This is a genomic window from Clostridium senegalense JC122, assembly GCF_000285575.1.
GTDB classification, from domain to species: Bacteria; Bacillota; Clostridia; order Clostridiales; family Clostridiaceae; genus Clostridium_J; species Clostridium_J senegalense.
The window spans coordinates 982,328-1,008,036 of sequence record NZ_HE611050.1; the positions used below are offsets into that span (position 1 = coordinate 982,328).

The 25,709-nt window shown below is 26.4% G+C and carries 26 protein-coding genes; 1 reads left to right on the forward strand and 25 read right to left on the reverse strand.

Going from position 1 to position 25,709, the window contains the following annotated elements:
- Nucleotides 1–4 precede the first annotated feature (4 nt).
- The 13 genes from CSGHG_RS05225 to gcvT form a co-directional block, all read right to left on the reverse strand.
- Entirely contained in the window at nucleotides 5–802 is a 798-nt protein-coding gene (locus tag CSGHG_RS05225; RefSeq protein ID WP_010293245.1) for an ABC transporter permease, read from the reverse strand.
- Complete coding sequence (locus CSGHG_RS05230) at nucleotides 786–1,487, reverse strand: ABC transporter ATP-binding protein (protein ID WP_010293247.1); 702 nt, start codon at nucleotides 1,485–1,487, stop codon at nucleotides 786–788. The genes CSGHG_RS05225 and CSGHG_RS05230 overlap by 17 nt, the downstream gene beginning before the upstream one ends.
- Nucleotides 1,488–1,511: 24 nt before the next feature.
- Nucleotides 1,512–1,958: a VanZ family protein gene (locus CSGHG_RS05235; protein WP_010293249.1), complete on the reverse strand. Its 447-nt coding sequence runs from the start codon at nucleotides 1,956–1,958 to the stop codon at nucleotides 1,512–1,514.
- A 384-nt stretch (nucleotides 1,959–2,342) separates the two neighbouring features.
- The gene (locus tag CSGHG_RS05245; RefSeq protein WP_010293251.1) at nucleotides 2,343–3,194 is read right to left on the reverse strand and encodes a DegV family protein; all 852 of its coding nucleotides are present in this window, start codon (nucleotides 3,192–3,194) and stop codon (nucleotides 2,343–2,345) included.
- Nucleotides 3,195–3,472: 278 nt separating this feature from the next.
- Nucleotides 3,473–3,799: a DUF1904 family protein gene (locus tag CSGHG_RS05250; RefSeq protein WP_010293253.1), complete on the reverse strand. Its 327-nt coding sequence runs from the start codon at nucleotides 3,797–3,799 to the stop codon at nucleotides 3,473–3,475.
- A 75-nt stretch (nucleotides 3,800–3,874) separates the two neighbouring features.
- Nucleotides 3,875–4,291, reverse strand: a complete 417-nt coding sequence (locus CSGHG_RS05255) for a DUF3785 family protein (protein WP_010293255.1) — start codon at nucleotides 4,289–4,291, stop codon at nucleotides 3,875–3,877.
- A gap of 345 nt (nucleotides 4,292–4,636) precedes the next feature.
- Entirely contained in the window at nucleotides 4,637–5,140 is a 504-nt protein-coding gene (locus tag CSGHG_RS19945) for a GNAT family N-acetyltransferase (protein ID WP_010293257.1), read from the reverse strand.
- Nucleotides 5,141–5,676: 536 nt separating this feature from the next.
- On the reverse strand, nucleotides 5,677–6,654 hold the full coding sequence (locus CSGHG_RS05265) for a lipoate--protein ligase (protein WP_010293259.1): 978 nt from the start codon (nucleotides 6,652–6,654) through the stop codon (nucleotides 5,677–5,679).
- 36 nt (nucleotides 6,655–6,690) lie between these two features.
- The gene (lpdA, locus tag CSGHG_RS05270; RefSeq protein WP_010293260.1) at nucleotides 6,691–8,079 is read right to left on the reverse strand and encodes a dihydrolipoyl dehydrogenase; all 1,389 of its coding nucleotides are present in this window, start codon (nucleotides 8,077–8,079) and stop codon (nucleotides 6,691–6,693) included.
- A 111-nt stretch (nucleotides 8,080–8,190) separates the two neighbouring features.
- The gene (gene gcvPB, locus CSGHG_RS05275) at nucleotides 8,191–9,645 is read right to left on the reverse strand and encodes an aminomethyl-transferring glycine dehydrogenase subunit GcvPB (protein WP_010293261.1); all 1,455 of its coding nucleotides are present in this window, start codon (nucleotides 9,643–9,645) and stop codon (nucleotides 8,191–8,193) included.
- Nucleotides 9,645–10,985, reverse strand: coding sequence for an aminomethyl-transferring glycine dehydrogenase subunit GcvPA (gene gcvPA / locus CSGHG_RS05280; RefSeq protein ID WP_010293262.1), 1,341 nt, complete (start codon nucleotides 10,983–10,985; stop codon nucleotides 9,645–9,647). The genes gcvPB and gcvPA overlap by 1 nt, the downstream gene beginning before the upstream one ends.
- Nucleotides 10,986–10,987: 2 nt before the next feature.
- Complete coding sequence (gcvH, locus tag CSGHG_RS05285) at nucleotides 10,988–11,380, reverse strand: glycine cleavage system protein GcvH (protein ID WP_010293263.1); 393 nt, start codon at nucleotides 11,378–11,380, stop codon at nucleotides 10,988–10,990.
- Nucleotides 11,381–11,430: 50 nt separating this feature from the next.
- Nucleotides 11,431–12,543 (reverse strand): glycine cleavage system aminomethyltransferase GcvT, encoded by a 1,113-nt coding sequence (gene gcvT / locus CSGHG_RS05290; protein ID WP_010293264.1) that lies wholly within the window; start codon nucleotides 12,541–12,543, stop codon nucleotides 11,431–11,433.
- Nucleotides 12,544–13,394: 851 nt separating this feature from the next.
- On the opposite strand from gcvT, the gene CSGHG_RS05300 reads away from it, so the two are divergent.
- A complete protein-coding gene (locus CSGHG_RS05300) occupies nucleotides 13,395–16,055 on the forward strand; it encodes a cation-translocating P-type ATPase (RefSeq protein ID WP_010293267.1) in 2,661 nt (886 codons plus the stop codon).
- Between the two features lie 28 nt (nucleotides 16,056–16,083).
- Here CSGHG_RS05300 and CSGHG_RS05305 read toward each other — a convergent pair whose 3' ends face one another.
- The 12 genes from CSGHG_RS05305 to CSGHG_RS19950 form a co-directional block, all read right to left on the reverse strand.
- Nucleotides 16,084–16,428: a hypothetical protein gene (locus tag CSGHG_RS05305; protein WP_010293269.1), complete on the reverse strand. Its 345-nt coding sequence runs from the start codon at nucleotides 16,426–16,428 to the stop codon at nucleotides 16,084–16,086.
- Between the two features lie 185 nt (nucleotides 16,429–16,613).
- Nucleotides 16,614–16,940 (reverse strand): PqqD family protein, encoded by a 327-nt coding sequence (locus CSGHG_RS05310; protein ID WP_010293270.1) that lies wholly within the window; start codon nucleotides 16,938–16,940, stop codon nucleotides 16,614–16,616.
- A gap of 150 nt (nucleotides 16,941–17,090) precedes the next feature.
- A complete protein-coding gene (locus CSGHG_RS05315) occupies nucleotides 17,091–19,013 on the reverse strand; it encodes an OPT family oligopeptide transporter (RefSeq protein WP_010293272.1) in 1,923 nt (640 codons plus the stop codon).
- Between the two features lie 276 nt (nucleotides 19,014–19,289).
- Complete coding sequence (locus tag CSGHG_RS05320; RefSeq protein WP_010293274.1) at nucleotides 19,290–19,976, reverse strand: hypothetical protein; 687 nt, start codon at nucleotides 19,974–19,976, stop codon at nucleotides 19,290–19,292.
- Nucleotides 19,977–19,990: 14 nt separating this feature from the next.
- On the reverse strand, nucleotides 19,991–20,173 hold the full coding sequence (locus tag CSGHG_RS05325; protein WP_010293275.1) for a hypothetical protein: 183 nt from the start codon (nucleotides 20,171–20,173) through the stop codon (nucleotides 19,991–19,993).
- A 112-nt stretch (nucleotides 20,174–20,285) separates the two neighbouring features.
- Entirely contained in the window at nucleotides 20,286–21,323 is a 1,038-nt protein-coding gene (locus tag CSGHG_RS05330; RefSeq protein WP_207635857.1) for a hypothetical protein, read from the reverse strand.
- A 439-nt stretch (nucleotides 21,324–21,762) separates the two neighbouring features.
- A complete protein-coding gene (gene deoD / locus CSGHG_RS05335) occupies nucleotides 21,763–22,464 on the reverse strand; it encodes a purine-nucleoside phosphorylase (protein WP_010293279.1) in 702 nt (233 codons plus the stop codon).
- Nucleotides 22,465–22,718: 254 nt separating this feature from the next.
- Nucleotides 22,719–23,006, reverse strand: a complete 288-nt coding sequence (locus CSGHG_RS05340) for a binding-protein-dependent transporter inner membrane component (RefSeq protein ID WP_010293281.1) — start codon at nucleotides 23,004–23,006, stop codon at nucleotides 22,719–22,721.
- The gene (locus tag CSGHG_RS05345; protein ID WP_010293283.1) at nucleotides 23,003–23,413 is read right to left on the reverse strand and encodes a hypothetical protein; all 411 of its coding nucleotides are present in this window, start codon (nucleotides 23,411–23,413) and stop codon (nucleotides 23,003–23,005) included. Before CSGHG_RS05345 ends, CSGHG_RS05340 begins: the two co-directional genes overlap by 4 nt.
- A 4-nt stretch (nucleotides 23,414–23,417) precedes the next feature.
- A complete protein-coding gene (locus CSGHG_RS05350; protein WP_010293284.1) occupies nucleotides 23,418–24,362 on the reverse strand; it encodes an ATP-binding cassette domain-containing protein in 945 nt (314 codons plus the stop codon).
- A 208-nt stretch (nucleotides 24,363–24,570) separates the two neighbouring features.
- A complete protein-coding gene (locus CSGHG_RS24575) occupies nucleotides 24,571–24,783 on the reverse strand; it encodes a TraX family protein (protein ID WP_268869838.1) in 213 nt (70 codons plus the stop codon).
- Entirely contained in the window at nucleotides 24,756–25,244 is a 489-nt protein-coding gene (locus CSGHG_RS19950) for a TraX family protein (RefSeq protein WP_268869839.1), read from the reverse strand. Before CSGHG_RS19950 ends, CSGHG_RS24575 begins: the two co-directional genes overlap by 28 nt.
- Between the last annotated feature and the right edge of the window lie 465 nt (nucleotides 25,245–25,709).

Below are 25,709 nucleotides of genomic sequence, written 5' to 3' on the forward strand. Positions count from 1 at the left end.
TTTGCTAAATAAAATTAAATATAATTGCTCCAGTGAAAACTATAATAAAATATGCTATCATTTCAGTTTGAAATAAATTTAAAAATTTAAATGGCACAATGGTATATATTACTATAAATATACATCCATAAATTATACTTAAAATTAAACCTTTTATTTTTATATATCTTTCTATAAATACTGCTGTAAAAATGATTAATATAACGGAAATGAAAAACATAAAAAATAACATAATACTTATAATTCCAAATGCACCAACAAAAAAATCAACTTGCTTTAGATAAAAAATTAAACTTAATTTTTCAACTGCCTCTTTAGGTATTAGCATATAGAATGTATAATAATTTAAAGTTACAGCTATACTTTGAGTTGCAATTAAAACAAAAAGGTATCCAACTATTGATAATAATTTTGCTATTATTATTTTCCCTCTAGATATTGGTAACATCATAAGCGAATATATTGTTTTATTCATTCCAAACCACTCTCTGTACCATGAAAATGCTGAATATACAAGTAATATTGTAAACCCTATAAAAAAACCTAAGATTCCATTTACAAAACTATTATAATTAAAGCTTAAAGGACTAAGTTTTACTCCTGGACCATATTTTGAATTTAAATAAAAATCTAAATTTCCCTCTTTTATTGCATCTATCACCAGTGATTTTGTCCCTATAACTTGACTTCCATATAAAACTACTGTCAATACCATTAATAATAGAAAGCTTATAAATAAAATTTTTTTTCCTCTATCTATTTCATTATTAAATAGATATATAAATTTATTGTCTTTTCTCACCCCTGTAAACCTCCCTCATTTTGTCTACAATTGACATTCCTTCTTCAAATCTTACATCCTCTGCATTAAATTCTAATACGACTTTTCCATTATCCATCAATATAACTTCATCTACAATATTTTCCACTTCTTTGATTTCATGAGTAGTTATTACTATAGCCATATCTTCATCCATGTAATTTATCATTGAACTTATGAAATCCTCTCGTGTAAATATATCAATTCCTGAGAAAGGTTCATCTAATAAAAGATACTTTGCCTTTTGTGAAAACCCTAAAATTATTTTAACTCTTGCCAAATTTCCTTTAGATAATTTGTACATTTCTCTATCATCAGTTAGCTTAAACATTTTTAGCATGCTATAAGCCCTCTCCATATCCCAATTATTATAAAATACATCCATATAATCAAAAGCATCTTTTATTGTCATATTGGGATATTGTATATGCACATCTGGAACCATAGCTATTTTATTATAAGTTTTATAAGTTCTTTTTTCATTATCAATTAAAATTTCACCATCATCTAAACTTATAAGTCCCATTATAGCTTTTAATATTGTGGATTTACCAACTCCATTAATGCCTAATAAAGCAGTAATTTTCCCCTCTTTTATAGAAAAAGTAGCTCCATCTATTGCCTTAATCTTTCCAAACTTTTTAAAAGCATTATTAACTTGAATCATTTAACTCACCTCTTTATAAAATAATTATCTATTCAAATTCAACTTCTCCATTTTAATCAAAATTAAATTGTAAACATTATAAGCTAATGTTGCACCTAAAACATTTAAAATTATATTGATAAAATCAAAACTTTGATTATTTCCTAAGTAATATAAACAATATTGAATGAATTCAATAATTATAGAAATTAAAATCACTATGGAAATCATTTTCTTTTTATTCTTAAACTTTTCATATAATAATGGTAAAAACACTCCTAAGGGCATAAATATTACAAAATTTATTAAAGCTTCTTTATTATAAATAAGTTCTTTTAATAAATTTAAATCCATAACATTATTCTTTAAATGTTGAAAGAATATTACCAAATCTACTGGACTACAAAGAATATTTCTTCTTACTTTTATTTGTAATGGGAAAAATGAAATAGCTATAATTAAAAGAATATAAATAGCAAGTAATATCCACAAAAACTCCCTATTATAATCTATAAATTCGTTTTATTTTTCTTTTAACATCCCTTATAAAAACAAGTATCATAAGTATAGGTAATCCTAAAATAAAAACTAAAACTTCACTTAACTCCATTGCTTTCCCCTCCTTCAATAGTGTATTATTACATTAATACACATTAATCAAAAAAATATAATAAATATATTTGCATTACTATACAAATTTATCATCTATATTTTAATCTTTAAGTGTATTATATAGTTAATACATCAAATATGCAATACCCTTTTATAAAAAATGTATTATATTTTTTAATAGTAGTATCCATAATACAGTTTATGAATACTACTATTTTTCAACTATATTAGCCATCTAAATAAGTACTGTTTAATTTTCAAGATTTATTTTTCAGTATAGTATGCTACCCCTATACTTTTAGGTCCTACATGTAATCCTATTATTGGTCCTATAGATTGTATATCTATCTCTATATTTAACTTTTCTTTTAATCTATTTGCAAGTTCTTTTCCTTCTTCTTCACAGTTTATATGATGAACTATCATTTTCCCAATTCCTTTATTAGTTACATCATTTATTACTGTTTCTACAATTTTATCTACTGCTTTTTTCTTAGTTCTAACTTTATTTAAAACTGTTGTTACTCCATTTTCCACTGTTAATATAGGTCTTATTTGAAGTATTGCACCAAATAGTGCAGCAGCACCACCAATTCTTCCACCTTTTTTTAAGTAATCTAATGTATCCGGAACAAATAAAAATCTACTAGTATTAATTACACTATTTATATTTTCTACAACTGAAGAAATGTCTTTTTCTTCTTTTGCAGTCCTAGCTCCTTCTATTGCTGCGAACCCCATTTGCATGCAATTAGATCTTGAATCTATAATCTCTACCTTTCTGTCAGGATAATTTTCTAAAATCATATTTTTAACTAGATTTGCAGTTGAATAAGTACCACTCATTTCAGAAGAAATGAACAGTCCTACTATATCATCGCCATTTTTAACGATATTTTCAAATATATTATAAAATTCTTCTACACTAGGTTGAGATGAAGTTGGAATACTTGAACATTTATCCATTTCTTTATAAAAAAAGTTATTTTCTAAATCCACTTCCCTATAGCTTTTACCATTTAAAACCACATTTAAAGATACTATTGATATATTATACTTTTCTATATATTCCTTTGGTATATAACTAGTGCTATCAGTGATTATCTTTACGCTCACGTAAATTACCTCCACATATATTATTTTTCAAATTTATTGGACAAATTTAAAATTATTTTTTAATTTACTTTTACTTAACTATAGTTGTACTTGTTTTTCACAACAAATAATAAAGATATAACTTTGAGTTTATTTCTTTATCTGTTGTATAAACACCTTAAAATAGTTATTTAGTATTATATCATATAATACGGAAAATAAACTCATTTTAAAAAAATAGCAGGATAATCACTTTAGATTTCCTACCATCTTCACACTACAACATTTTATTTTTTCTTTTAAAAATGTTCTCCATTTTCATAATATCTTTTTTCCTCTAAATTATGAAAAATTATATCTAAGCAAGGCATTGCTTCTGTTTTAAAATATTTTGTTATAGCTTTTGCAACTTTATCCTGGATATCTTGACCTCTATCAAACCAAGATACTTCTATGATACTTGGCGCTTGAACTTTTTTACCGTCCATTATATATGTAGAATTTATCAATTCCATAGAAAAATAATCTCTTGGACATCCTATTATTTTTTCTAATTCATCAATAAGTTCAGTACTGACTTCTAAAATCTTTGATTCGTCTATGCCTCTAATTTTTAGCATTGGCATTTAAATCACCATCCTTTGTTATATGTATAAAAAATATGTTTTAATTTGCTACTTTTAGATTTATGTGAAAAATAACTACATATCACATTGTTCTATTTCTATTGAATATTTTTTACAATACGGACAAACTATAACATTAACAATATAGCTATTGTCAACTTTTTTTGCCTTTTCTAACTTATTATATGACGTATTCTCATATTCTTTTGAAATATTACTCATGACATATTTACTATCTTTAGTAAATACATAGAAATGATACTCTAAAAATTTAAATATCTTTTCATTTTCTTCTTTACCTTTAAAACAAACCTGACAAGCTCTTTTATAATATTCAATATCCCAATAAGCGTCATCTTTATTGTTCAAAAGTTCAATTGTTTTTTCTATAGAAAAATCTAAAACTTCATTTTCTTCATCGTTTAGAAAATCTTCACAATTATTTTCATTTAAAATATATTCTTCATTATCATATTTGAATTTATACTCCAAAACTTCACCGCCTTTAAAATTTATTTAAATCTATAAATAATTATACATAAATAGCATTACTTTGAATACTATAATTTAACGTAATATACAAATTCAATGTATATTATTTAACTTTATATTATATTATTAATTCATATTACTAATAAAATTATAACAAAAACTAATTTCAAACTTGTATAGCCATACTTTTAGATTAAGGATATTAGAACCCATCTGAGAATTTCAATTTATATATTGAATTTTATAATTTTCAATCATTAATCGGATGACTTTAAACTTTATCTTCCCTATATAGGGTTCTAAAATTATATATTAATTTCTAGATGAATTAATATTTCACTTTACTTATATAAGCTTTTCATAGCAATAAAATTTTTTATCTTTTATTTCTGTAAAATAAATCTCTCCCTTAAGCTCATAACCATTTTTTATTAATAATTTTTGAGCTCTCTTATTTAATGAATATACCTCTGTTCTTATGGCCTTAGCTAAGTTTTCTTTTGCAAATTCTTCTGCAAATTTTATAAGATCTGTTGCCACACCACATCTTAAAATTTTTATATCTATAGCAAGTGTATTTATAACCATAAACTCATCTTCCTTAACAGACCATCCTATTTTTTTATATTCATTTGATACTCTGTTATTCATACATATAAAACCTGCTATTTTACTTCCTTCTATTTCATAGACAAATAATCTTTTACTTTTTATAATTTTTTCAGCTTCATGTTCATTAGGGTATATATATTCCCAATTCCCCTTTTCTTCTGAGTTTATATATTTTATTGTTTCATCTACTATAGAAATTATACTTTTTATATCTTTTTTGGTTGCTAATCTTATCATCTGTGTTTTCCTTTCTTTAATTTTATATCCTTAATATACCACAGCAAAAACACCCTATATTTATTAGGGCGTCTTATGCTTATACTAAACTTTAATCTAAGATTCCAATCTAGAATTTTAACTTATACCCTCATTAATTGAGAAATCTTTATATAAATTTAAAACCATAGCATTGGATAATTTTTACAATATTTTTCTATCTACATTTTAAATCATAACTTATTCATTTATCATATGAAAAAATTTTAAATTAATATTTTACTAATAGTTAACACTTATTTTAGTTAAAAGTTGTGCTGATTATTAATTACTATGTTCCTAATAATATTAACGTATCTTTATTTCAAAAAAACTGGCAAAGCAACTTATATTATTAGGTTTTTAAAAACCAGACTATAGTTTCATCCTAAATTATTAACTGACTAATAATCTTAATTCTTAACCTTTAACTACTTATAGTTATACTTGTTTTGCTTAACTAATAACAAAAACTTGGTGTATGGCTTTAAATGAGAGCTTATTTTCCTATATATCTACTAGAATAACTGTAAAAATTCTTCCATAGTTATTTTCGAAAAATATTCATTAATGTTTATAGTTTTTAGAATTTTCTTTATGTTGTCTGTTTTATGTTCACATTCTTTCAAAATTAATTCTAAATCACTTATATCTTTCACACCAAAAAAATCACCAAATATTTTTATATCTTTTATTATTCCTTTTTCTACCTTTAAGTTTAACTCTATAGTTCCACCTTCAAATTTTCCTTCATTATAAAAGTCATATTTAGGAGAATCTCCAAAATTCCACTTCCAAGTTTCATATTTTTCTTTTTTAATTTTTTCAATATCATCTATTTCCTCTGGTGTTAATGGAGTAATTCTTGAATTTTCTTCATTTTTTAATATATATTCAAAAATTTTATTTTTAAAAGCTAACACATCTAAATCATAATTTAAGTGTTCTGAAATATTAGTTATTCTACTTACTACAGATTTAACTGCTTTATCCTGAAATTTTATTTTTTTAGGTTTTAATGCACCACTTAAATTAATTATATCTGAAGAAAATAATAATGTACCATGATGCATAACTCTATTTTTATATTTACATTGTGCCGTTCCTGAAAATTTTTTTTCATCTATCAATAAATCATTTCGACCTGAAAACTCAGCTTTAACACCTAATGTTTGTAGTACGCCTATTATAGGCTTACAAAATCTTTTAAAATCATTAAAGCTTTTTCCATCATCATTAACTATAAAAGTATAATTTAAATTTCCCAAATCATGAAAAACAGCCCCTCCACCAGTCTGTCTTCTTACAACTTTAACTTTGTTATTTTCTATAAAATCCATATCTATTTCAGATAATGTATTTTGATTTTTTCCAACTACTACACAGGGTTCATCACGCCATAAAATAAAATACTCATCATTTTTATATCTTAAAAAATATTCTTCTGCTGCTAAATTAAAATATGGATTAATATTTAAATTGTCAATGTATCTCATATTATTTCCTCCAAATTTTTATAAGAAAAGTTTAAATTATTTTTTATTTATGCTGTGTATTGCTTCTTTGTTTAATCCCATTATAGCCTCATCAAAAGCTTCCCCTAATGTTGGATGAGCATGTACTACTTTTTTAAAATCATCTACTGTCATAGATTTTTCAATAGCTAATACACCTTCATGTATTAAATCTGACGCATGTGGACCCATTATATGAATACCTAATAGTTTCTTACTTTCTTTTTCACATATAGCTTTTACAAAGCCTTCACCTTCCCCTAATGCTAATGCTTTACCATTTGCACCAAATAAGAACTTGTTTTTAATGTATTCTATTCCATTAGATTTAATTTCCTCCTCTGTCATACCAACAGTTGCTATCTCTGGGAAAGTAAATATACAATTAGGAATTACTGACTTATGACATGGTTTATCCTCCATTATATGCTCAACTACTTCTATCCCTTGATGTGATGCTGCATGAGCAAGAAGACAAATTCCATTAATATCCCCAATTGCATAGACTCCATCTATATTAGTTTTATAATTATCATCTACTATTATTTTCTTTTTATCGTAATGAATTCCTAATTCATCTAAGTTCAATCCTGTAAAGTTTCCTCTTCTGCCTTTTGCCATTAAAACCATGTCTGAGTTTAACTCAAACTCCCCTTTTTTTCCTTCACACTTAATAGTTACATTGTTTTCATCACCATTAAATTCTAGTATTTTAGTTGATGTTAAGATATTTATTCCTGATTTTTTAGCCATAGCTGTATATCTCTTACTTATCTCTCTATCTATATCATATAGTATTGAATCTCTAGCCACTATTACAGTTACTTCACTTCCCATAGCTTTAAAAATGCTAGCAAATTCCATTCCAACAACACCACCACCTGATACAACTAGGTGCTTTGGAATACGATTAAACTCTAAAATATCATCACTTATTATAATATTTTTATTTTCTATACCTTTTATGTTTGGCATTTCAGCTTCTGAACCAGTAGCTATTATTATATTTTTACTTTTCAGTGTAACTTGTCCATCTTGTGTTTCTACTAACACAGTATTCTTATCTTTTAAGAAAGCTTTTCCTCTTAATATCTCAACACCATTTCCTTTTAATAATTGTTCTACCCCACCAACCAAAGTTTTTATCACATTATTTTTTCTTTCTTGAACCTTTTCCACATTTACGTTGTAATTTTCAGTTTCTATTCCAAAATCATCTATATGTTTTAATATATTCATTATTTCTGCTGTTCTATATAATGTTTTAGTTGGAATACATCCCCTATTAAGACATGTTCCCCCAAAGCTATCCATCTCAACTACTGCAACATTTGCTCCCAAATGAGCAGCTCTAATAGCAGCCACATATCCGCCAGGACCTCCACCTATAACTATAATATCCTTCATAAAATCACTACCCCCTTTTAATAAATATTTAATTTATATAAAATTTAAGAGTTAAGATGCAAGAAATTAATCTTAAATCCTAACTCTTTAAATAATTCCTACATTTTCAAACTACTTTTCCCATTTTAATATAGGAGTTCTTGCTGCTTTTACTTGGTCTAATCTTCTTACTGGTGCTTTTACTGGTGCTTCATGTAAAAGCTCTGGATTCTCTTTAGCTTCTATAGCTATTTTTTTCATGATATCTATAAACTCATCAATAGTTTCTTTACTTTCACTTTCAGTAGGTTCAATCATAAGTGCTTCTTCAACTATTAATGGGAAGTAAACTGTAGGTGGATGTACTCCATAATCTATCAGCCTTTTAGCTATATCAACTGTAGCTATATGATGTGGATTATCCTTAAGAGTACTTAATATAACTTCATGTTTACATATATCATCTTTTCCCAAATTATAATACTCTTTTAAAGCTTCTTTTATATAATTAGCATTTAAAACTGCATTTTCTGAAGCAGATTTTAATCCTTCTTTTCCCATAGTTAAAATATAAGTGTATGCTTTAACCATAACCCCAAAGTTTCCATAAAATCCTCTAATTTTTCCTAGTGAATCCGGTCTATTATAGTCTAAAACAAACTTATTATCTTCTTTTTCTACTGTTGGCATAGGAAGGAATTTAGCTAAATGTTTTTTAACTCCAACAGGACCTGAACCTGGTCCTCCACCACCGTGTGGAGTTGAAAATGTTTTATGAAGATTTAGATGACAAACATCAAATCCCATATCACCAGGTCTTGCAACTCCCATAATAGCATTTAAATTTGCTCCATCATAATATAGTAATCCACCGGCATCATGAACCAATTCACTAATAGTTTTTATATCTTTTTCAAACAATCCTAATGTACTTGGATTAGTAAGCATTAGTCCTGCAATTTCATCATTCAAAACCTTCTTAAGCTCGTCAATAGAAACTCTACCATCTGGATTAGATTTTATCTCTACAATGTCAAATCCTGCAACTGATGCACTGGCTGGATTTGTACCATGTGCTGAATCTGGAACTATAATTTTTGTTCTTTTTTTATCTCCTCTTTTTTCATGATAAGATTTTATAATTAAAAGCCCAGTATATTCACCATGTGCTCCTGCTGCTGGCTGAAGAGTAAAATCATCCATTCCAGTAATTTCACATAATCTAACTTTTAAATCATGCATTAGTTCTAATGAACCTTGTGATATATTTTCATCTTGAAGTGGATGTATTTTTGAAAATCCGCTAAGCATAGCCATATCTTCATTTATTTTAGGATTATATTTCATAGTACATGAACCTAATGGATAAAATCCTTTATCAACACTATAGTTTTTATTTGAAAGAGCTGTATAATGTCTTACAACATCAACTTCACTTACTTCTGGAAGTGCTAATTCATCTTCTCTTAATAAGTTTTTAGGTAGTAATTCTGATAGCTTTACTTCTGGTACATCTAAATTAGGAAGTCTATAGCCTTTTCTACCTTCTGATGACAGCTCAAATATAATTTTATTATAATTTTTCATTATATCTCCTCCATCACTTTCACTAAATTATCTATATCTTCCCTTGTTCTTTTTTCTGTAACACAAAGCATCATAGAATTTTCATATTCTGGATAAACTTTACCTAAATTATATCCACCTAAAATATTATTTTCTAATAATTTATTATTAATTTCACAAGGTGAAGTTTCTGTTTTTACTACAAACTCCTTAAAGAACGGCTTATTAAATACAGGCTTATACTTTCCTGACTTAATTAACTCGTTATATGCATAATGTGATTTAACTAAGCATTGCTTTGCTACTTCTTTTATGCCTTCTTTTCCTAGAGTTGCCATATAAACTGCTGCACCTATAGCTACTGCAGTTTGATCTGAACAAATATTAGAAGTTGCTTTTTCTCTTCTTATATGTTGTTCTCTAGCTTGAAGTGTTAAAACAAAACCTCTTTTTCCATCAACATCTTCTGTCTGACCTACTATTCTGCCTGGCATTTTCCTCATAAGCTTTTTAGTAGTATTCATAAATCCAAGACCAGGACCACCATAACTTATATTAGCACCTAAACATTGTCCATCCCCTACAACTATATCTGCACCTAATTCACCAGGACTTTTTAATACTCCTAATGATATAGGATCTACATTCATTATTAAAAGAGATTTATTTTTATGAATAGCTTCTACCATATTTTCAACATCTTCTATTAATCCAAAGAAGTTTGGACTTTGAATAACTACTGCTGCTACAGTTTTCTCTAAACTACTGATAACTTTTTCTACATCTGTAGTTCCATCCTCTAAGTCAACTTCTACCATTTCATAATTTCTAAATTTTAAATAAGTTTGAAGAACTTTTCTAGTGTCTGGACTTACTGACTTTGAAACTACTATAGTGTTTCTTTTTGTACTAGCTATTGCAAGTATAGCTGCCTCAGCTGTAGCTGTTGCACCATCATACATAGAAGAGTTTGAAACTTCCATGCCTGTTAAACTACAAATCATACTTTGATATTCAAAAACAGCTTGTAGTGTTCCTTGGCTTACTTCTGGTTGATATGGAGTATATGCTGTATAAAACTCTGATCTTCCAGTTATATGCTTAACTAATGCTGGTATATAATGATCATAATTGCCAGCACCTAAAAAGCATGTTAATTCATCCATAGACTTATTTTTTGCAGCTAAACTTTTCAACCTTTTTTCTACTTCTAATTCAGATAAAGAACTTTCTAAATTTAATTCCCTATTTAATTTTACATCTCCTGGTACATCCTTAAATAAATCATCTACAGATTTTATTGAAAGAAAATCTAAAATTTCTTTTGTTTCTTTTTCTGTATTTGGAATATAAGGAAACATAATTATGCCTCCTTACTTAACTCTTCACAAATTTTCTCATAATCCTCTGGTTTAATTAATCCTTCTAATTCACCTTTATCTGATATTTCTATTAATGCAACCCAATTTTCATATGGATCTTCATTTAAAGCTGCTGGATTATCTTCTAATTCTTCGTTAACTTCTAAAACTTTTCCACCTAATGGCATATAACTATCTGATGCTGCTTTAACAGATTCTATAGTTGCAAATGTTTCGCCCTTCTCTAACTCATCATCTACAGATGGTAATTCAATAAAAACTATATCTCCTAACATATGTTGTGCACAATCACTTATTCCTATATACGCTTTATCCCCTTCAACTCTTACCCATTCATGATCATTAGTATAAAGTAAATTATTTAAAACTTTCATTTAAATAGCCCCCCATTTTTTAATAATTATAATTATAAATCTATATTATTTTATTTGCTTTTTGTTTTTTTAGTATAGAATCTCTTATCTATAGCTATAGCTTTTAACTCTTTATTTCTAACTTTTATATTAAATTCAGTTCCTATTTTAGCGTATTGTTCCTCTACTAAAGCTAATCCAATTGGTTTATTTAATGTTGGTGATTTATAGCCAGTTGTTACATGTCCAATTACTTTTCCATCTTTAACAACTTCATATCCATGTCTTGGAATACCCTTATCTAAAAGTTCAAACCCAACTAACTTTCTTGTTATTCCTTCTGCCTTTTGTTTTTTCAGAGCATCTTTTCCTATAAAATCTTCCTCTACTTTTAATTTTACAAAGAAACCAAATCCCATTTCTAGCGGAGTTATACTCTCATCCATTTCATTACCATATAACGGAAGACATGCTTCAAATCTTAATGTATCTCTAGCACCTAATCCTATTGGTTCTGCTCCCTCTTTTTCACCTGCTTTTAATATAGCATTCCATAATTCTTTAGCATCTTGTGGATCACAGTAAATTTCAAAACCATCTTCTCCTGTATATCCTGTTCTAGACACTAAACATTTTTTTCCATTAACTAATACATTTCTTCTAAGCTGAAAGAAATTTATTTCTTGTAAATTTATATCTACTATTTTTTGAAGAATTTCTTCTGCCATTGGTCCTTGAAATGCAAGTTGTGCAATATTTTGTGATACATCTATAATTTCAATATCAAAATCACCTTTGTGATCCATTATCCATTTAACATCTTTATCTTTATTACTTGCATTAATAACTAAAAAGAAATCATCTTCATCAAATTTGTAAACTAATAAATCGTCTACTACTCCACCATCTTCTTTGCACATAAATGTGTATAAAACACAATTATTGTTAAGAGTGTTAATATCATTAGTTACTAAATACTGAACAAATTTTTTAGCATCTTTTCCCTTTACTGTAACTTCTCCCATATGAGAAACGTCAAACAGTCCAGCTCTTTCTCTTACAGTATGGTGCTCATGTAAAAAGCCTTTAAATTGCGTTGGCAATTCATATCCTGCGAATTCAACAACTTTTCCACCGTATTGTTCATACACCTCTCTTAAAGGAGTCCTTTTTAATTCTTCCATTTTAAATACCCCCCAGCAAATAAATTTTATATTTAACTAGCAATACCAAGTTGAATACTAAAACTTACTGAAATTTAATAATTTATTAAATATTCAAATTATTTAGTTATCTTTAATTATAATTCCCAATAGTGTTTTTGTAAACCATTTCTAATTTTTACTCTACTAATTTCTATATAAAAAAACATAAATTCATCTTATACAAAACATTTATATTATCTGTTAGAAAATTTATGTCTAATTTTTCATTTAAATATTAATTTTTAAATTCATTATATATTTTATTATATTTTTTTTTGATTTATTTTACCATATATATCTATGAATTAAATAATTTGTTAACACATTATTTATAATCAACATATATATAGTTGCATAGTATGTAATAGATATAATTATTTAATTAAAGGGGAGTAGTTTTAAATTATATCGTCAACACTTCGACAATATAGGAAAAAAGGTGAAAGCCTTCTTATTGTCTGGCGCTATGTACCAATTTTATTGGTTACAAGACCTTTAATATAACTTTTAAAATAAATTTCTAAAAGTTATATTAAAGGTCTTTTTATATTTTTTTATGATAAAAAAATATAATTGTTGACAACTTGTCCTAATTGTTATATATTTAATACAGAATTTTTTTTAAACAAATATAAAATTTAATATTTCCTTGTATTAAAGGGGAGTAGTTGCAAATATATCTTCAACATGTCGGTAATTTATTGCCTGGGGATATATACCAAGTATTAATTTGGTTACAAGACCTTTGATATAGTTCTCAATAACTTTGAGTGCTATATCAAAGGTCTTTTTTGTTAAATAATATCTAATTTTGAAAGGAGCATTTGTAAATGAATAATTATTTTTCAAGGTCTAAAGAGGAGGTTCTAACTGAATTCAATTCTTCTGTTAATGGATTAACTGACAATCAAGTCAAATCATACACAGAGAAATATGGTTTAAATGAACTTAAAGAAAAAGAAAAGAAAAGTACCTTTATTGTTTTTTTAGAACAATTTAAAGATTTACTAGTTCTTATACTTATTATAGCTGGAGTAGTTTCAATGGCTATAGGAAATATAGAAAGCACTTTAGTAATTTTTGTAGTTATTATTCTTAACGCTATACTTGGAACTGTTCAACATGTAAAAGCTGAACAATCTTTAAATAGCTTAAAGGCGCTGTCAGCTCCAAATTCTAAAGTTATAAGAAATGGTAATAAAATTGAAATACCATCCAATCAAGTTGTCCCTGGTGATATATTAATTTTAGAAGCAGGTGACTTAGTTGCTGCCGATGGTAGAATTCTTGAAAACTACTCACTTCAAGTTAATGAAAGTTCATTAACTGGTGAATCTGAAAGTGTTAATAAATTTTCTGAAATAATAAATGCAGAAGAAATTGCACTTGGAGATCAAAAAAACATGGTGTTCTCAGGTAGTCTTGTTACTTATGGTAGAGCTAATGTATTAATTACTAAAACAGGAATGGATACTGAAATTGGTAAAATTGCTTCTCTTCTTGAAAATACGCAAGAAAAGAAAACTCCACTACAAGCTAGTCTAGATGATTTCAGTAAAAAACTTGCTATCATAATTTTAATCATCTCAGCTATCATATTTGGAATAGATGTATTTAGAGGTACACCTATACTTGATTCATTGATGTTTGCTGTTGCACTTGCTGTAGCTGCTATTCCTGAAGCCTTAAGTTCCATAGTTACTATAGTTCTTGCTCTTGGAACTCAAAAAATGGCTAGTGAAAATGCCATTGTTAAATATCTTAAAGCAGTAGAAGGCCTTGGTTGTGTTTCTGTTATATGTTCTGATAAAACAGGAACCCTTACTCAAAATAAAATGACTGTAAAAAAATCCTTTGTTAACGGTAAAATTATCGAAGATAAGGAATATAATTTAAATGATGAAACTGAAAAATTACTTCTTCAAACATCAATTTTATGTAATGATTCATCTGCTGAAGGTGGCAAAGAGATTGGTGATCCAACTGAAGTTGCATTAGTTAACTTAGGAAAAATTTATTCTATAAATGAATTAGAATTAAGAAATAAATATGAGAGAATTTCTGAAATTCCATTTGATTCTGATAGAAAGTTAATGAGTACTTCTCATAAAATAAATGAAAAAAATTTAATGCTTACTAAAGGAGCACTAGACGTACTTCTTAACAGAGTTAAATATATTAAAACTTCTAATGGTGTAAGAGAAATTACAAAAGAGGATATAATCTCAATAGAAAAAACTAATAGAGAGTTCTCTGAAAATGGTTTAAGAGTTTTGGCTTTCGCTTATAAAGAAATTGAAGAAAATCAAAGTTTAACTTTAGATGATGAAAACAATTATACTTTCATAGGATTAATCTCTATGATTGACCCTCCAAGAGAAGAATCTAAAAAGGCTGTTCATGATTGTATAACTGCTGGAATTAAACCAGTTATGATAACTGGAGACCATAAGATAACTGCTTGTGCTATTGCTAAAGAAATAGGAATATTTAAAGATGGTGATTTAGCGCTTGAAGGTTTAGAACTTGAAAAAATGTCAGATGAAGAACTTAAAGAAAAAGTTGATAAAATATCTGTTTATGCTAGAGTTTCTCCTGAGCATAAAATTAGAATAGTTAGAGCTTGGCAGGAAAAAGATATGATTGTTGCCATGACTGGCGACGGTGTTAATGATGCTCCAGCTTTAAAACAAGCTAATATTGGTATTGCTATGGGAATCACAGGTACAGAAGTTTCAAAAGATGCTGCTTCTATGATTTTAACAGATGATAACTTTGCTACAATTGTTAAGTCAGTAGCTAATGGAAGAAATGTTTATAAAAATATTAAAAATTCTATTAGATTTTTATTATCAGGTAACACTGCTGGTATATTAGCAATATTGTATGCTTCATTACTAGCTTTACCAATGCCATTTGCTCCAGTTCATTTACTATTCATAAACTTACTTACTGATAGTTTACCTGCAATAGCAATTGGACTAGAGATGGGAAATGATGATTTATTAACTGAAAAACCTAGAAACTCTAAAGACTCTATATTAACAAAAGACTTTATTAAATCTATTTCAGTTGAAGGTTTATTGATTGCTGTATTTACTATGATTGCATTTCATATAGGACTAAATTTTGGTGATGCTGCTCTTGCAAGCACAATGTCATTCTCTACATTATGTTTAGCTAGATTATTCCATGGATTTAATTGTAGAGGAAAACAATCAATATTTAAACTTGGATTTAAATCAAATAAATATAGTATATGGGCATTCTTAGCTGGATTTGTATTACTTACAGCAGTGCTTGTAGTACCTGTATTACAAAACTTATTTGAAGTATCACCTCTTAATTTAGGACAAATAGGTTTAATATATATCTTAGCAATAATCCCTACTGTATTAATACAAGCTTACAAGCTTTTAATTAATGACAATTCAAGTACTAATAAAAAAAATTTATCTAACTCAAATAAAGATAAATCTATAGCAGCTTAAAAAAGTGGTGCATCTTGCACCACTTTTTTTAATTGTATTTTAAACTATAAACTCTTTTTTTATCGTCTACAAGCTGTATTTTATCAAGCTTTATTAATCCTTCAATTACGTGATTAGTAAATTGTATCTTATTAGTTACTCCTATCTTTTTTTTGCTCCATAATACACCAGTTTGCTCATTAGATATTAACTCTCTTATTTCTTTTGCACTAATCACTGTACCTTTTTTTAAATATTTTAAAACTTTATTACAACATTTAGTATATAACTTGTCCAATAAAACTGTATTTAAGTTTCTTTCTTTTATAATACCTATATAAATTAATAGCATTGTTAAAAGTGCTATTGCTATAACATATACTATATATTTCATGACGTTCTCCTTTTACAATTAAGTATAACTCTATGGTTTCAAATTAAATTTTGAACTTATTCATTTATCAAATAAGAAAACTCAATTTAATATTTTATCAATAACTAACAGATTATTTTAGTTAAGGGCTAATAGTTGTATTGATTATTACCAATTTTGATTACTTTAGGTTTTAGGTTATTTATCTATATTTTTATATATCCATTATTATTAAGTATAGTTAAGTATTTTAACAATCTTGGAATTGCAGGTTCTATTTTTTCTCCGTATTCCTCTTTTATTTTTTCAGATATTTCATATATGTTCCTATTTCCGTCGCATAAATTCCAAACCTTAGAACCTATACTTTCCAATTCAATCCTAACAACTTTAGGTTTTCTAAAAATCTTATTCAATAATTTTTCAAAAGGAGAATTTCTAAAAACTATTATTGTTACACTTTCATCAATACATTTCCAACTTAATTTGTCATTTCTTTTTGGAATTCTCTCCATAATATTTTTACTTTTCATTTTATTAAATATATCCTCCAATCTTTAGTTGAAAATTAGAATTTCAAACAGTATACAGTGAGAATTTAAACTCTTTTTTTAAATTCCCACTGCTATACTATTTGTTTTTAATAAAATTCTATCTCTATTAATTAGATTAATTTACTATTCTTATACCTTATCAGCTTCTGCATCCTTCATAGCTACTTTTAACATATAAACTAAAGATAAGGCTAACAATATAAATATTACAAGTGAGCCAAACTGTCCTACTATAGGATTTGCTAGTGCAAAGTCTTTTCCTCCAACTGCAAATCCAGCTAAAATAACTCCCATTATACCTTCACCAGCAATAAGGCCTGATCCGTATAATATTCCAGCTTCATTAGCAGCAGTTCTTTTATTTTCATTTTTAACAAACTTATCTACTATACCTTTTATAAGACCACCAACCATTATAGGTGTTGATAAATGTATTGGTAAATAAAGTCCTATAGCTACTGGTAATGATGATACTCCTAACAATTCAAATATTATAGAGGATACTGCACCCATAAATACTAAATTCCAAGGTAAGTTTCCATCCATAATACCTTCAATTATAAGTTTCATTAATCCAGCTTGTGGAGCTGCTAGTTCTTTACTTCCAAAAGTATATGCTTTATTTAAAAGAATCATTATAAATCCTACGGCTATAGCTGCTGCTAATACACCTACAAGTTCTCCAACCTGTTGTTTCCATGGAGTTGCACCAACTAAATATCCAGTTTTTAAATCTTGAGAAGTATCTCCAGCTATTGCTGAAGCTGTACATACAACTGCACCTATACACAATGCTGAAATCATTCCCTCTTTACCAGACATTCCAGTAACTTTTAATAATATTGTTGTTAAAAGTATTGCTGCTATAGTCATTCCAGAGATTGGATTTGATGAACTTCCAACTAAGCCAACAACCCTTGAAGATACTGTAACAAAGAAAAATCCAAAAATAACTACTAACAAAGCACCAAACCAACCTACTGGTATTTGAGGTAATACAGCTATTAATATTATAGATACTATTGTCATTCCTATTATAAATTTAGGTCCTAAATCTCTGTCTGTTCTTTCTACTTCTACCATTTCACCCTTTTGTTTCAATCCTTTTAAAGCATCTTTAAATGATGAAATTATTACTGGTAATGATTTTCCTAAACTTACAATACCGCCTGTAGCAACGGCACCTGCTCCTATATATTTCAAATAATTAGACCAAATGTCCCATGGTCCTAAGTTTTTTACAACATCTGTAGCTGGAAATATAACTTCACTTGAGCCCATTCCAAAGAAAGTTATCATAGGTATAAAACAAAGCCAGCCAAGTATAGCACCAATTAACATATAAGATGATATTCTAGGTCCTACTATATATCCAACACCTAAAAGTGCAGGTAATGTATCCATACCTACTGTTGCATTAGAGTAACCTTCTATTGTTTTTTCTATTTCTGTTGGAAACATTTTAAACCCATCACCTATTAATTTATAGATTGCACCAACGGCACCTCCTATAAATACCATTTTAGCACTATTTCCACCTTCTTCGCCTGCAACTAAAACTTCTGCACAGGCAACTCCTTCTGGATATGGAAGTACTCCATGTTCTTTAACTATTAAATATTTTCTTATAGGGATCATGAATACTACACCTAGTACTCCACCTACTAATGTAATAACTGTCATTGTTAATGCAGTTGGGGCCTCTCCCCATAAAAACAATGCTGGAATAGTAAAGATAGCTCCTGCAACTAATGATTCTCCTGCCGATGCTATAGTTTGCACCATATTATTTTCTAATATAGATTTTCTTTTTAACAGAACTCTAACTATAGCCATGGAAATAACACCTGCTGGTATTGATGCAGAAACTGTCATACCAACTTTTAGTCCTAAATAAGCATTTGCTGCACCAAATATTATACATAGTATTATACCAATCACTATTGATAATGCAGTAAATTCTGGCATAACTTTGTCTGTCGGGATGTACGGAACATATTTTTCCTGACCATCTTTAAGACCATAAGCACCTTCCGGTAAGCCTTTTTTCATTGATATTCCTCCTTTTTAATAAATTTTGATTTTAAAGAGACTTTAAATACAATTTAATACTTAATGTAAAATAAACTATGATTACTTAATAATAATATTTTTATAAAAATGTAATTTAAAATATATCTCTTTACATCAAAACTTTATTTAGTCTTATAATTAAAGTATACTTTTGTATAATTTGTTATATTACTAAATAATGTGTAAACATTTTTCTTATTTGTTTTTATATAAAAGAGAAAAAGATTAGCAATTTATTGCTAATCTTTTTACATTCTATCTATCTTGTTTACCATCAGTAATATTTGAATCAGTTCCAACTATTATTTCTTTTTTTATCCATGCTTCATTATCATTCTCATCTATTATTAAAAAATGTATATAACCATTCTTATTTATGCCCTTATAACAAACAGTCTTATCATCATTAACAACTAAATGAGTTTTTTTAGAATCTACTTCAAATTTTTTTATTTCCCCATCCTTAAAAACAACTTTTCCACCAATAACATATACAGGCTTACTATAATTAGTTAAAATAGCATCTACCGTTCCACCTCCATAATACTTTAAAATTATTTCTGCATTAGGTAAAGATTTATCTATTTCTATTAAATAAATATAATATTTTTCTGTACTATTAAATAAATTTATTTTTCCTACTAATTGCTTATATCCCTTAGCATTTATTATAATTTTATATTCACCTTTATCTAAATTTTCCATGTTGAAATTATTTCCATTACAATTTAATTCAATATTTTTTCCATCTTTACTCAAAGAAATTTGCCCATCTAATATTTGTTCTTTACATGATTGTTTATTTTTAAATATGCCCTCCTTGCAATTTTTATCACACTTAAAAACCTCTATATTTAAATTACTTTTTTCACTTTCAACATCATCTCTTATATTGTCAAATAAAATTTCTATATTTTCATTTAATTTTTCGTCACTATTCAAATATATATATTCAATTATTTTTTTTCTTTATAAATCGCTTCTACCTTCACAAATCCTGATTGTATGTTTTCTACACCAAACATCATATTATCATTTTTAAGCTTAGTAGCTTTGATATTATTAAATCTAACCTCTAAATCATCTTTATCTAATCTAAGTTTCCATGCTATACTATTTATATTTTTATTGTCTATCATGTTTACTAAATTACTGCTATAATAAACCCCTTCAGGTATAGTACTATTAGTATTTTTCTTTTTTTTCTCCCATCCATTTCCTCTTATATCTAATACCTTTTCATCTTTAACCTTATTTTGTGTAAAAACTAATACATCTTTTATTTTTCATTTTTTTCAATGCAACATATCCCTTAATCGGTTCTAATTCACCACAACATATTTCAATCTCTAATTCCTTTTCATTTGTGTACAGTTGAAACTGTCCTGTAGTCTTATTAATTTTATATTTGATATCCTTATAATCTAATGATTTTATGCTATAATCAGTTTTAATTCTTTCTTTATTTATACTTATAAACTCATCTATTGATATATTATTATTTTTAAATATACTTAAAAATTTGTTTTCATCATAAAGCCCTGGCCTATATATAATATTGTCTTTTACTGGAAGTTCAAATACTTTCCCAGTAATTTTATATTTATAACTTGATTCATCTATATCATCATTTAACTTTTTTAACTTAAATTGACACTGCATTTTGTTTAAATCTATATTTTTTAAATTTTTCACCATATTTTCTTCAATTTTTAGTGCAGAGTTTCTTTGTATACCATCTACAATATAATAATTTCCATCCTTAGTTTTAATGCCTACTTCAGGATTTTTTCCTGTTCCAAATCCAAAGGTATGTTCTTTTTCATAACTTTCCTTTAAAATTAAATTCAAATTTCCACCTATATTTTCACTTGTTAACTTTCTTCCTGTTGCTTCATTATATATTTCATATAAATACTCTGTTTTATATTTATCCCACTCATTATTTCCCTCTGGTCCAGTGTTTTTTATATATTTTAAAATCCATCTATAATTTTTAGAATCTGTATAACTATCAGCCTTTAAAATCCCCTCTTTATTATTATCATCATATAAAAAAACTTCTTTTAAATGTTCATCTACTGAATTTATAGTATAAATCCCTTCTTCTTCTATCTTTTCTAAAGGCATCATTTGTTGAAATGATATTTCACTACAAGTATTTTGTAATTTATTTTCATCAGCGTAAACCAATAAACTTGCTGAAAATGCAAGGATAGCCATAATAGCAACTATTATAATACTAAAGTTTTTATTTTTACCCATTATCTCACTTCCCTCATAACTCATAACCAATAAAATTTTATCCCCTATTATAATTATTTATTTCTTTGCTATGAATATAGTAAAATAACATTTTATTTAGTTTTTAATTTATGTTTAATATAGGGTTCCAAATTAAATTTTAAACCTATTCATTGAAAATTGATTTATTAGCATTTTAAATTTTTCATTATTACTTTTTAACACTATAAATTTGGAATTTTTAGGCTTAGCTTTACGCCTATGCTTATTTCACTATAAAATTTCTTAACAATCAATTTTTAGTTTAATATAAAAGTTTTATATTAATTTTAATTTAAAGTTTTTACTCTTATACATATTATTCTTTTATCAACTAAATATTTCCTTTACCCCTTAATTTTAATTTATTCCTTAAATAAGAAAAAGGTTATATAAAGATAAAAAATATCTTTATATAACCTTTTTCTAATTAAATGATTTTAAACTATAATTCTAATGCTATTTCCATCATATCAGTAAATGTTTCTTGTCTTTCTTTGGGATTTGTTTCATCACCTGTTAATACGTGATCTGATACTGTAAGTATAGATAATGCTTTAACTTTATTTTTAGCTGCTAAAGTATATAACTCTGCTGTTTCCATTTCTATAGCTAAAGTCCCATAATCTATCCATTTTTGTATTCCCATTCCTGTATCATCATAAAATAAATCACTGGATAATACATTACCAACTTTTATATTTAATCCTTTATTTATCCCAAGCTTATAAGCCTTATTTAAAAGCTCAAAATTAGCTGTAGGTGCATAATCCATTCCTTGAAATCTTCTTCTATTAATTCCTGAATTAGTTGAAGCGCTCATAGCCAAAACTATATCTCTTATTTTAACATCCTCATTTATTGCTCCACAACTTCCAACTCTAATTAGCTTCTTAACTCCATAAGAATTTATAAGTTCATTAGCATATATAGATAGTGATGGAAGTCCCATTCCAGTTCCCTGTACTGATATTCTTTTCCCATTATACATACCTGTATATCCATACATACCTCGTACATCATTATAACATTTTGCATCTTCTAAATAAGTATCTGCTATAAATTTTGCTCTTAATGGGTCCCCTGGTAATAGCACTATCTCTGCTACGTCCCCTTCATTAGCCATTATATGTAGATGTTTAGCCATATTAAACCCTCCTTTTAAAATATAATCTATTAATTATATAGTGTTATTATTTATAAATTATAACATTATTGTATTTTTTTAAAAAGCTATTATATAACTTTAAACTCTTTTATCTATCAGATAAAAGAGTTTTTCAATTAAAATAATCTGTCAACTATTAGTATAATATTAATCTTAAATTTTCTCATTTGATAAGTGCATAATTTTAAAACTTGAAGCTTGTTTCTCTATATAAGTTGGTTAAAAGTTTAAAATTAAAATTCATCTTTTAAACTTTCCGTTAAAAGTGATAAAATTAACATTATTATAGCTATAGGCACTATCCCTATTAATATTAATTTTATATTTAAATTCTTAAATCCAACTATAATTGGACTACCTAATGTATATACCCCAATTATAGAGGATATTATTAACATATTTATATTAAACCTTATTCCTTTTAATATTATATTTAAAATACTATTTTTATTTTCTAATATATTTATTCTAAGGAAAATTTCATTTTTACTCATTGCCATTGCTGTAGCTGTATTAATCATTTCAACACTAGTATTTTTTTCAATTTAACTATACTATCACTAAAATAAATTATATTATAAATTATCAATAAAATACTTACTGTCTTTCTTCCACTACCTAATATAATAGTTAAAATAGCTAAAACGGCTATATATGGTATAAAACTTATAAGTTCTATAATTAATTTATATACTTTATAAAATTTACTTCCAATTCTACTGTTAAAAATTATAAAAGCTATTATTGAAAAAACTATAGCTACCATAATAGCTATAAATACCATACTTATAGTGTTTAAAAACAAATATTTCATACTATGTGGCATTGACCAAACTTCTTTTTTTACGACAATTATATCTATAAGACTAATAATTGAACCTAAAATTACAGATAAAAATAATATTATTCCATACCTTTTCTTAACCATCTCTCTACCCCTTTAAATAAGTTAAAGCCTTTATTATATCCTTTACATTAAGCGCTCCAACTATCTTTCCATTCTCTCCCAATACATCTAAATCATATACAGTCTTTTGAAGCATAAATGTTAATGCATCTTTTAATGTTTTATTTTGAGAAATTCTTTCCCTTACGTCTTTTCCTAGTTTTGGTATCATGTAATCCTCAATTATCATATTAGATAGAATGTTAATATATAAATCAGCAGAACTTCCATCATTTAAAATATCTACTTTTGAATTAGACATTAATTTATCTGCTCTATCAAAACTTTTAAGTTTTCCATCTTCTATAACAGCTACACTATCTCCAATTTTTATAGCCTCTTCTAAATTATTCGTAGCAAATATTATTGTTTTACCTAGTTCTTTATGTAATTTTAAGAGACATTCTGAAAGCATAAGCCTAGATTCTGATTGTAAATTTTTAAAAGGCTCGTCCATAATAATAATATCTCCATCATTTAAAAAGGCTCTTATAAGACCTATCTTATGAATTTCTTCTGTATTTAATTGATATACTTTTTTGCTTTTATATTCATAATAATTTAAATCTAAAATAGAAAAATATTCATCTAATGTATTATCAATTTTTGTATTATCCCAATTTAATTTTTTAGGAACTATACTTAAATTCTTTCTTATATCCATATTAGAAAATAATCCAGCCTCTTTATTTATGTATCCTATACTCAATCTAAGAGTTTTTATATCAAAGTCATTTATATTAACATCATTTATGAATATTTCTCCCAAATCTTCAACTACTATCCTATTTAACATATTTAAAATCGTAGTTTTCCCACTTTTACTTTGACCTAAAATTACAGTTACTTCTCCATCTATAACATCTAAATTTAAGTTTTCAACAATAATTTCTTTATTATATATTTTTGTAACTTGCTCAAATGAAATCATTTTAACCTCCTCAATTCTATTAAACACACTTTTTCTCCATAGCCTTTACTCTATAATATTATATATATTTTTTCTCTTATTATATACCTTTCTTTCAATATATCGACATTTATTCATATATTATAATACTTTTTTAATTATAATCATAAAAAAACATAAAAAGTATGCAACTTTTTATGTTTCTTCAAATTTAATCATATTTTAAATTTTATATAAACATTGCTATAATCTTTATTATAACTAAATGAAGAGGATAAAATATATAAAATAAATACTTAGTAAATTTATTGTTTATTCCTCTTTTACCATTATATAAAAGTATAAAAATTATTGAAAATATCATCATCCATTGTGGATCATTTATAATTAACTGTTCATAAGCATTTCCACTACCTATATTTGAAAAAATCCACTTAGCCATAATGAAAATGTAATGTAAGCTAATGACATAATAAATTTTTTATCTCTTAAAAAATAAAATATTAAAGTCATTCCTACTCCAAATATTGAAGCTTCTGAAAAAAATGATGCAACAATAACTGCTAATGAACATATTATTCCTAAAATATATTTTTTGCTGTTTTTTGTATATTCTATTACATACATTAATAATACAGCTAATGCTAAGGATAAGAATATATTGTTATGAATATGAAATACTACTCCTATTATTTGCATAATTAATGCAGATTCAAATAATCTTCCCATATATTTAATTTTACTTCTAGTATGAAAAAACCCTTCTACTATAAAGTAAAAAAATATAGGTGAAACTACTCTCCCTATAAAATTAAACCATATAGGCATACCTGAAAAATTACTTCCTACGTGATCAAATACCATTAATATCATTGCTATAATTTTAATTGCAAATGCATCCATGAATATCCTCCTTTAAATTTATTTTCTTTAAGGATATTCTATTGCATTTATTAATTAACTCCAATTTAAAATACTTTCATTTAAATTACAATGTTGTAATAAATTAAACTTTACGTTTTTGAACCTTTCAAAACTTCAATTTAAATTTATTCATTTAATTTTTGTTATCAGTTGCTATACATAAACTCCATACTATTAGTTATGATGTTAATGATAAAACTCTATATAAAAGCAAAATATCAGTTTATTATACTTTGCTTTTTAATTCCTCAATACTTTTAAATCTCCAAAATAAAAAATACACTATATTTATAAAAAATATTACAGTGAATATTGTTACAATTTGATTTAATATACTTACAGAATACATCATACTTACAAAATTTCATAAACATAAATGTATTTAGAAATGCTAATATATATGGTACAAAAATATAAATGCCATTTCTTTTGATATTATTTCTT

Excerpts from the sequence above, each read along its gene's own strand:
- CSGHG_RS24575 (WP_268869838.1), bottom strand. The coding sequence starts at position 24,783 with ATGGCTAAGTGGATTTTTTCAAATATAGGTAGTGGAAATGCTTATGAA.
- gcvT (WP_010293264.1), bottom strand. The coding sequence starts at position 12,543 with ATGGAAGAATTAAAAAGGACTCCTTTAAGAGAGGTGTATGAACAATAC.
- CSGHG_RS05250 (WP_010293253.1), bottom strand. The coding sequence starts at position 3,799 with ATGCCAATGCTAAAAATTAGAGGCATAGACGAATCAAAGATTTTAGAA.
- CSGHG_RS19945 (WP_010293257.1), bottom strand. The coding sequence starts at position 5,140 with ATGATAAGATTAGCAACCAAAAAAGATATAAAAAGTATAATTTCTATA.
- CSGHG_RS05265 (WP_010293259.1), bottom strand. The coding sequence starts at position 6,654 with ATGAGATACATTGACAATTTAAATATTAATCCATATTTTAATTTAGCA.
- gcvPA (WP_010293262.1), bottom strand. The coding sequence starts at position 10,985 with ATGTTTCCTTATATTCCAAATACAGAAAAAGAAACAAAAGAAATTTTA.
- CSGHG_RS05345 (WP_010293283.1), bottom strand. The coding sequence starts at position 23,413 with ATGGTTAAGAAAAGGTATGGAATAATATTATTTTTATCTGTAATTTTA.
- CSGHG_RS05350 (WP_010293284.1), bottom strand. The coding sequence starts at position 24,362 with ATGATTTCATTTGAGCAAGTTACAAAAATATATAATAAAGAAATTATT.
- CSGHG_RS05325 (WP_010293275.1), bottom strand. The coding sequence starts at position 20,173 with ATGATAGACAATAAAAATATAAATAGTATAGCATGGAAACTTAGATTA.
- CSGHG_RS05310 (WP_010293270.1), bottom strand. The coding sequence starts at position 16,940 with ATGAAAAGTAAAAATATTATGGAGAGAATTCCAAAAAGAAATGACAAA.
- gcvH (WP_010293263.1), bottom strand. The coding sequence starts at position 11,380 with ATGAAAGTTTTAAATAATTTACTTTATACTAATGATCATGAATGGGTA.
- CSGHG_RS05230 (WP_010293247.1), bottom strand. The coding sequence starts at position 1,487 with ATGATTCAAGTTAATAATGCTTTTAAAAAGTTTGGAAAGATTAAGGCA.
- gcvPB (WP_010293261.1), bottom strand. The coding sequence starts at position 9,645 with ATGAAAAATTATAATAAAATTATATTTGAGCTGTCATCAGAAGGTAGA.
- CSGHG_RS05340 (WP_010293281.1), bottom strand. The coding sequence starts at position 23,006 with ATGATTAATACAGCTACAGCAATGGCAATGAGTAAAAATGAAATTTTC.
- CSGHG_RS05315 (WP_010293272.1), bottom strand. The coding sequence starts at position 19,013 with ATGAAAAAAGGCTTACCGGAAGGTGCTTATGGTCTTAAAGATGGTCAG.
- CSGHG_RS05305 (WP_010293269.1), bottom strand. The coding sequence starts at position 16,428 with ATGAAATATATAGTATATGTTATAGCAATAGCACTTTTAACAATGCTA.
- CSGHG_RS05330 (WP_207635857.1), bottom strand. The coding sequence starts at position 21,323 with ATGAGTTATGAGGGAAGTGAGATAATGGGTAAAAATAAAAACTTTAGT.
- CSGHG_RS05300 (WP_010293267.1), top strand. The coding sequence starts at position 13,395 with ATGAATAATTATTTTTCAAGGTCTAAAGAGGAGGTTCTAACTGAATTC.
- deoD (WP_010293279.1), bottom strand. The coding sequence starts at position 22,464 with ATGGCTAAACATCTACATATAATGGCTAATGAAGGGGACGTAGCAGAG.
- CSGHG_RS19950 (WP_268869839.1), bottom strand. The coding sequence starts at position 25,244 with ATGGATGCATTTGCAATTAAAATTATAGCAATGATATTAATGGTATTT.
- lpdA (WP_010293260.1), bottom strand. The coding sequence starts at position 8,079 with ATGAAGGATATTATAGTTATAGGTGGAGGTCCTGGCGGATATGTGGCT.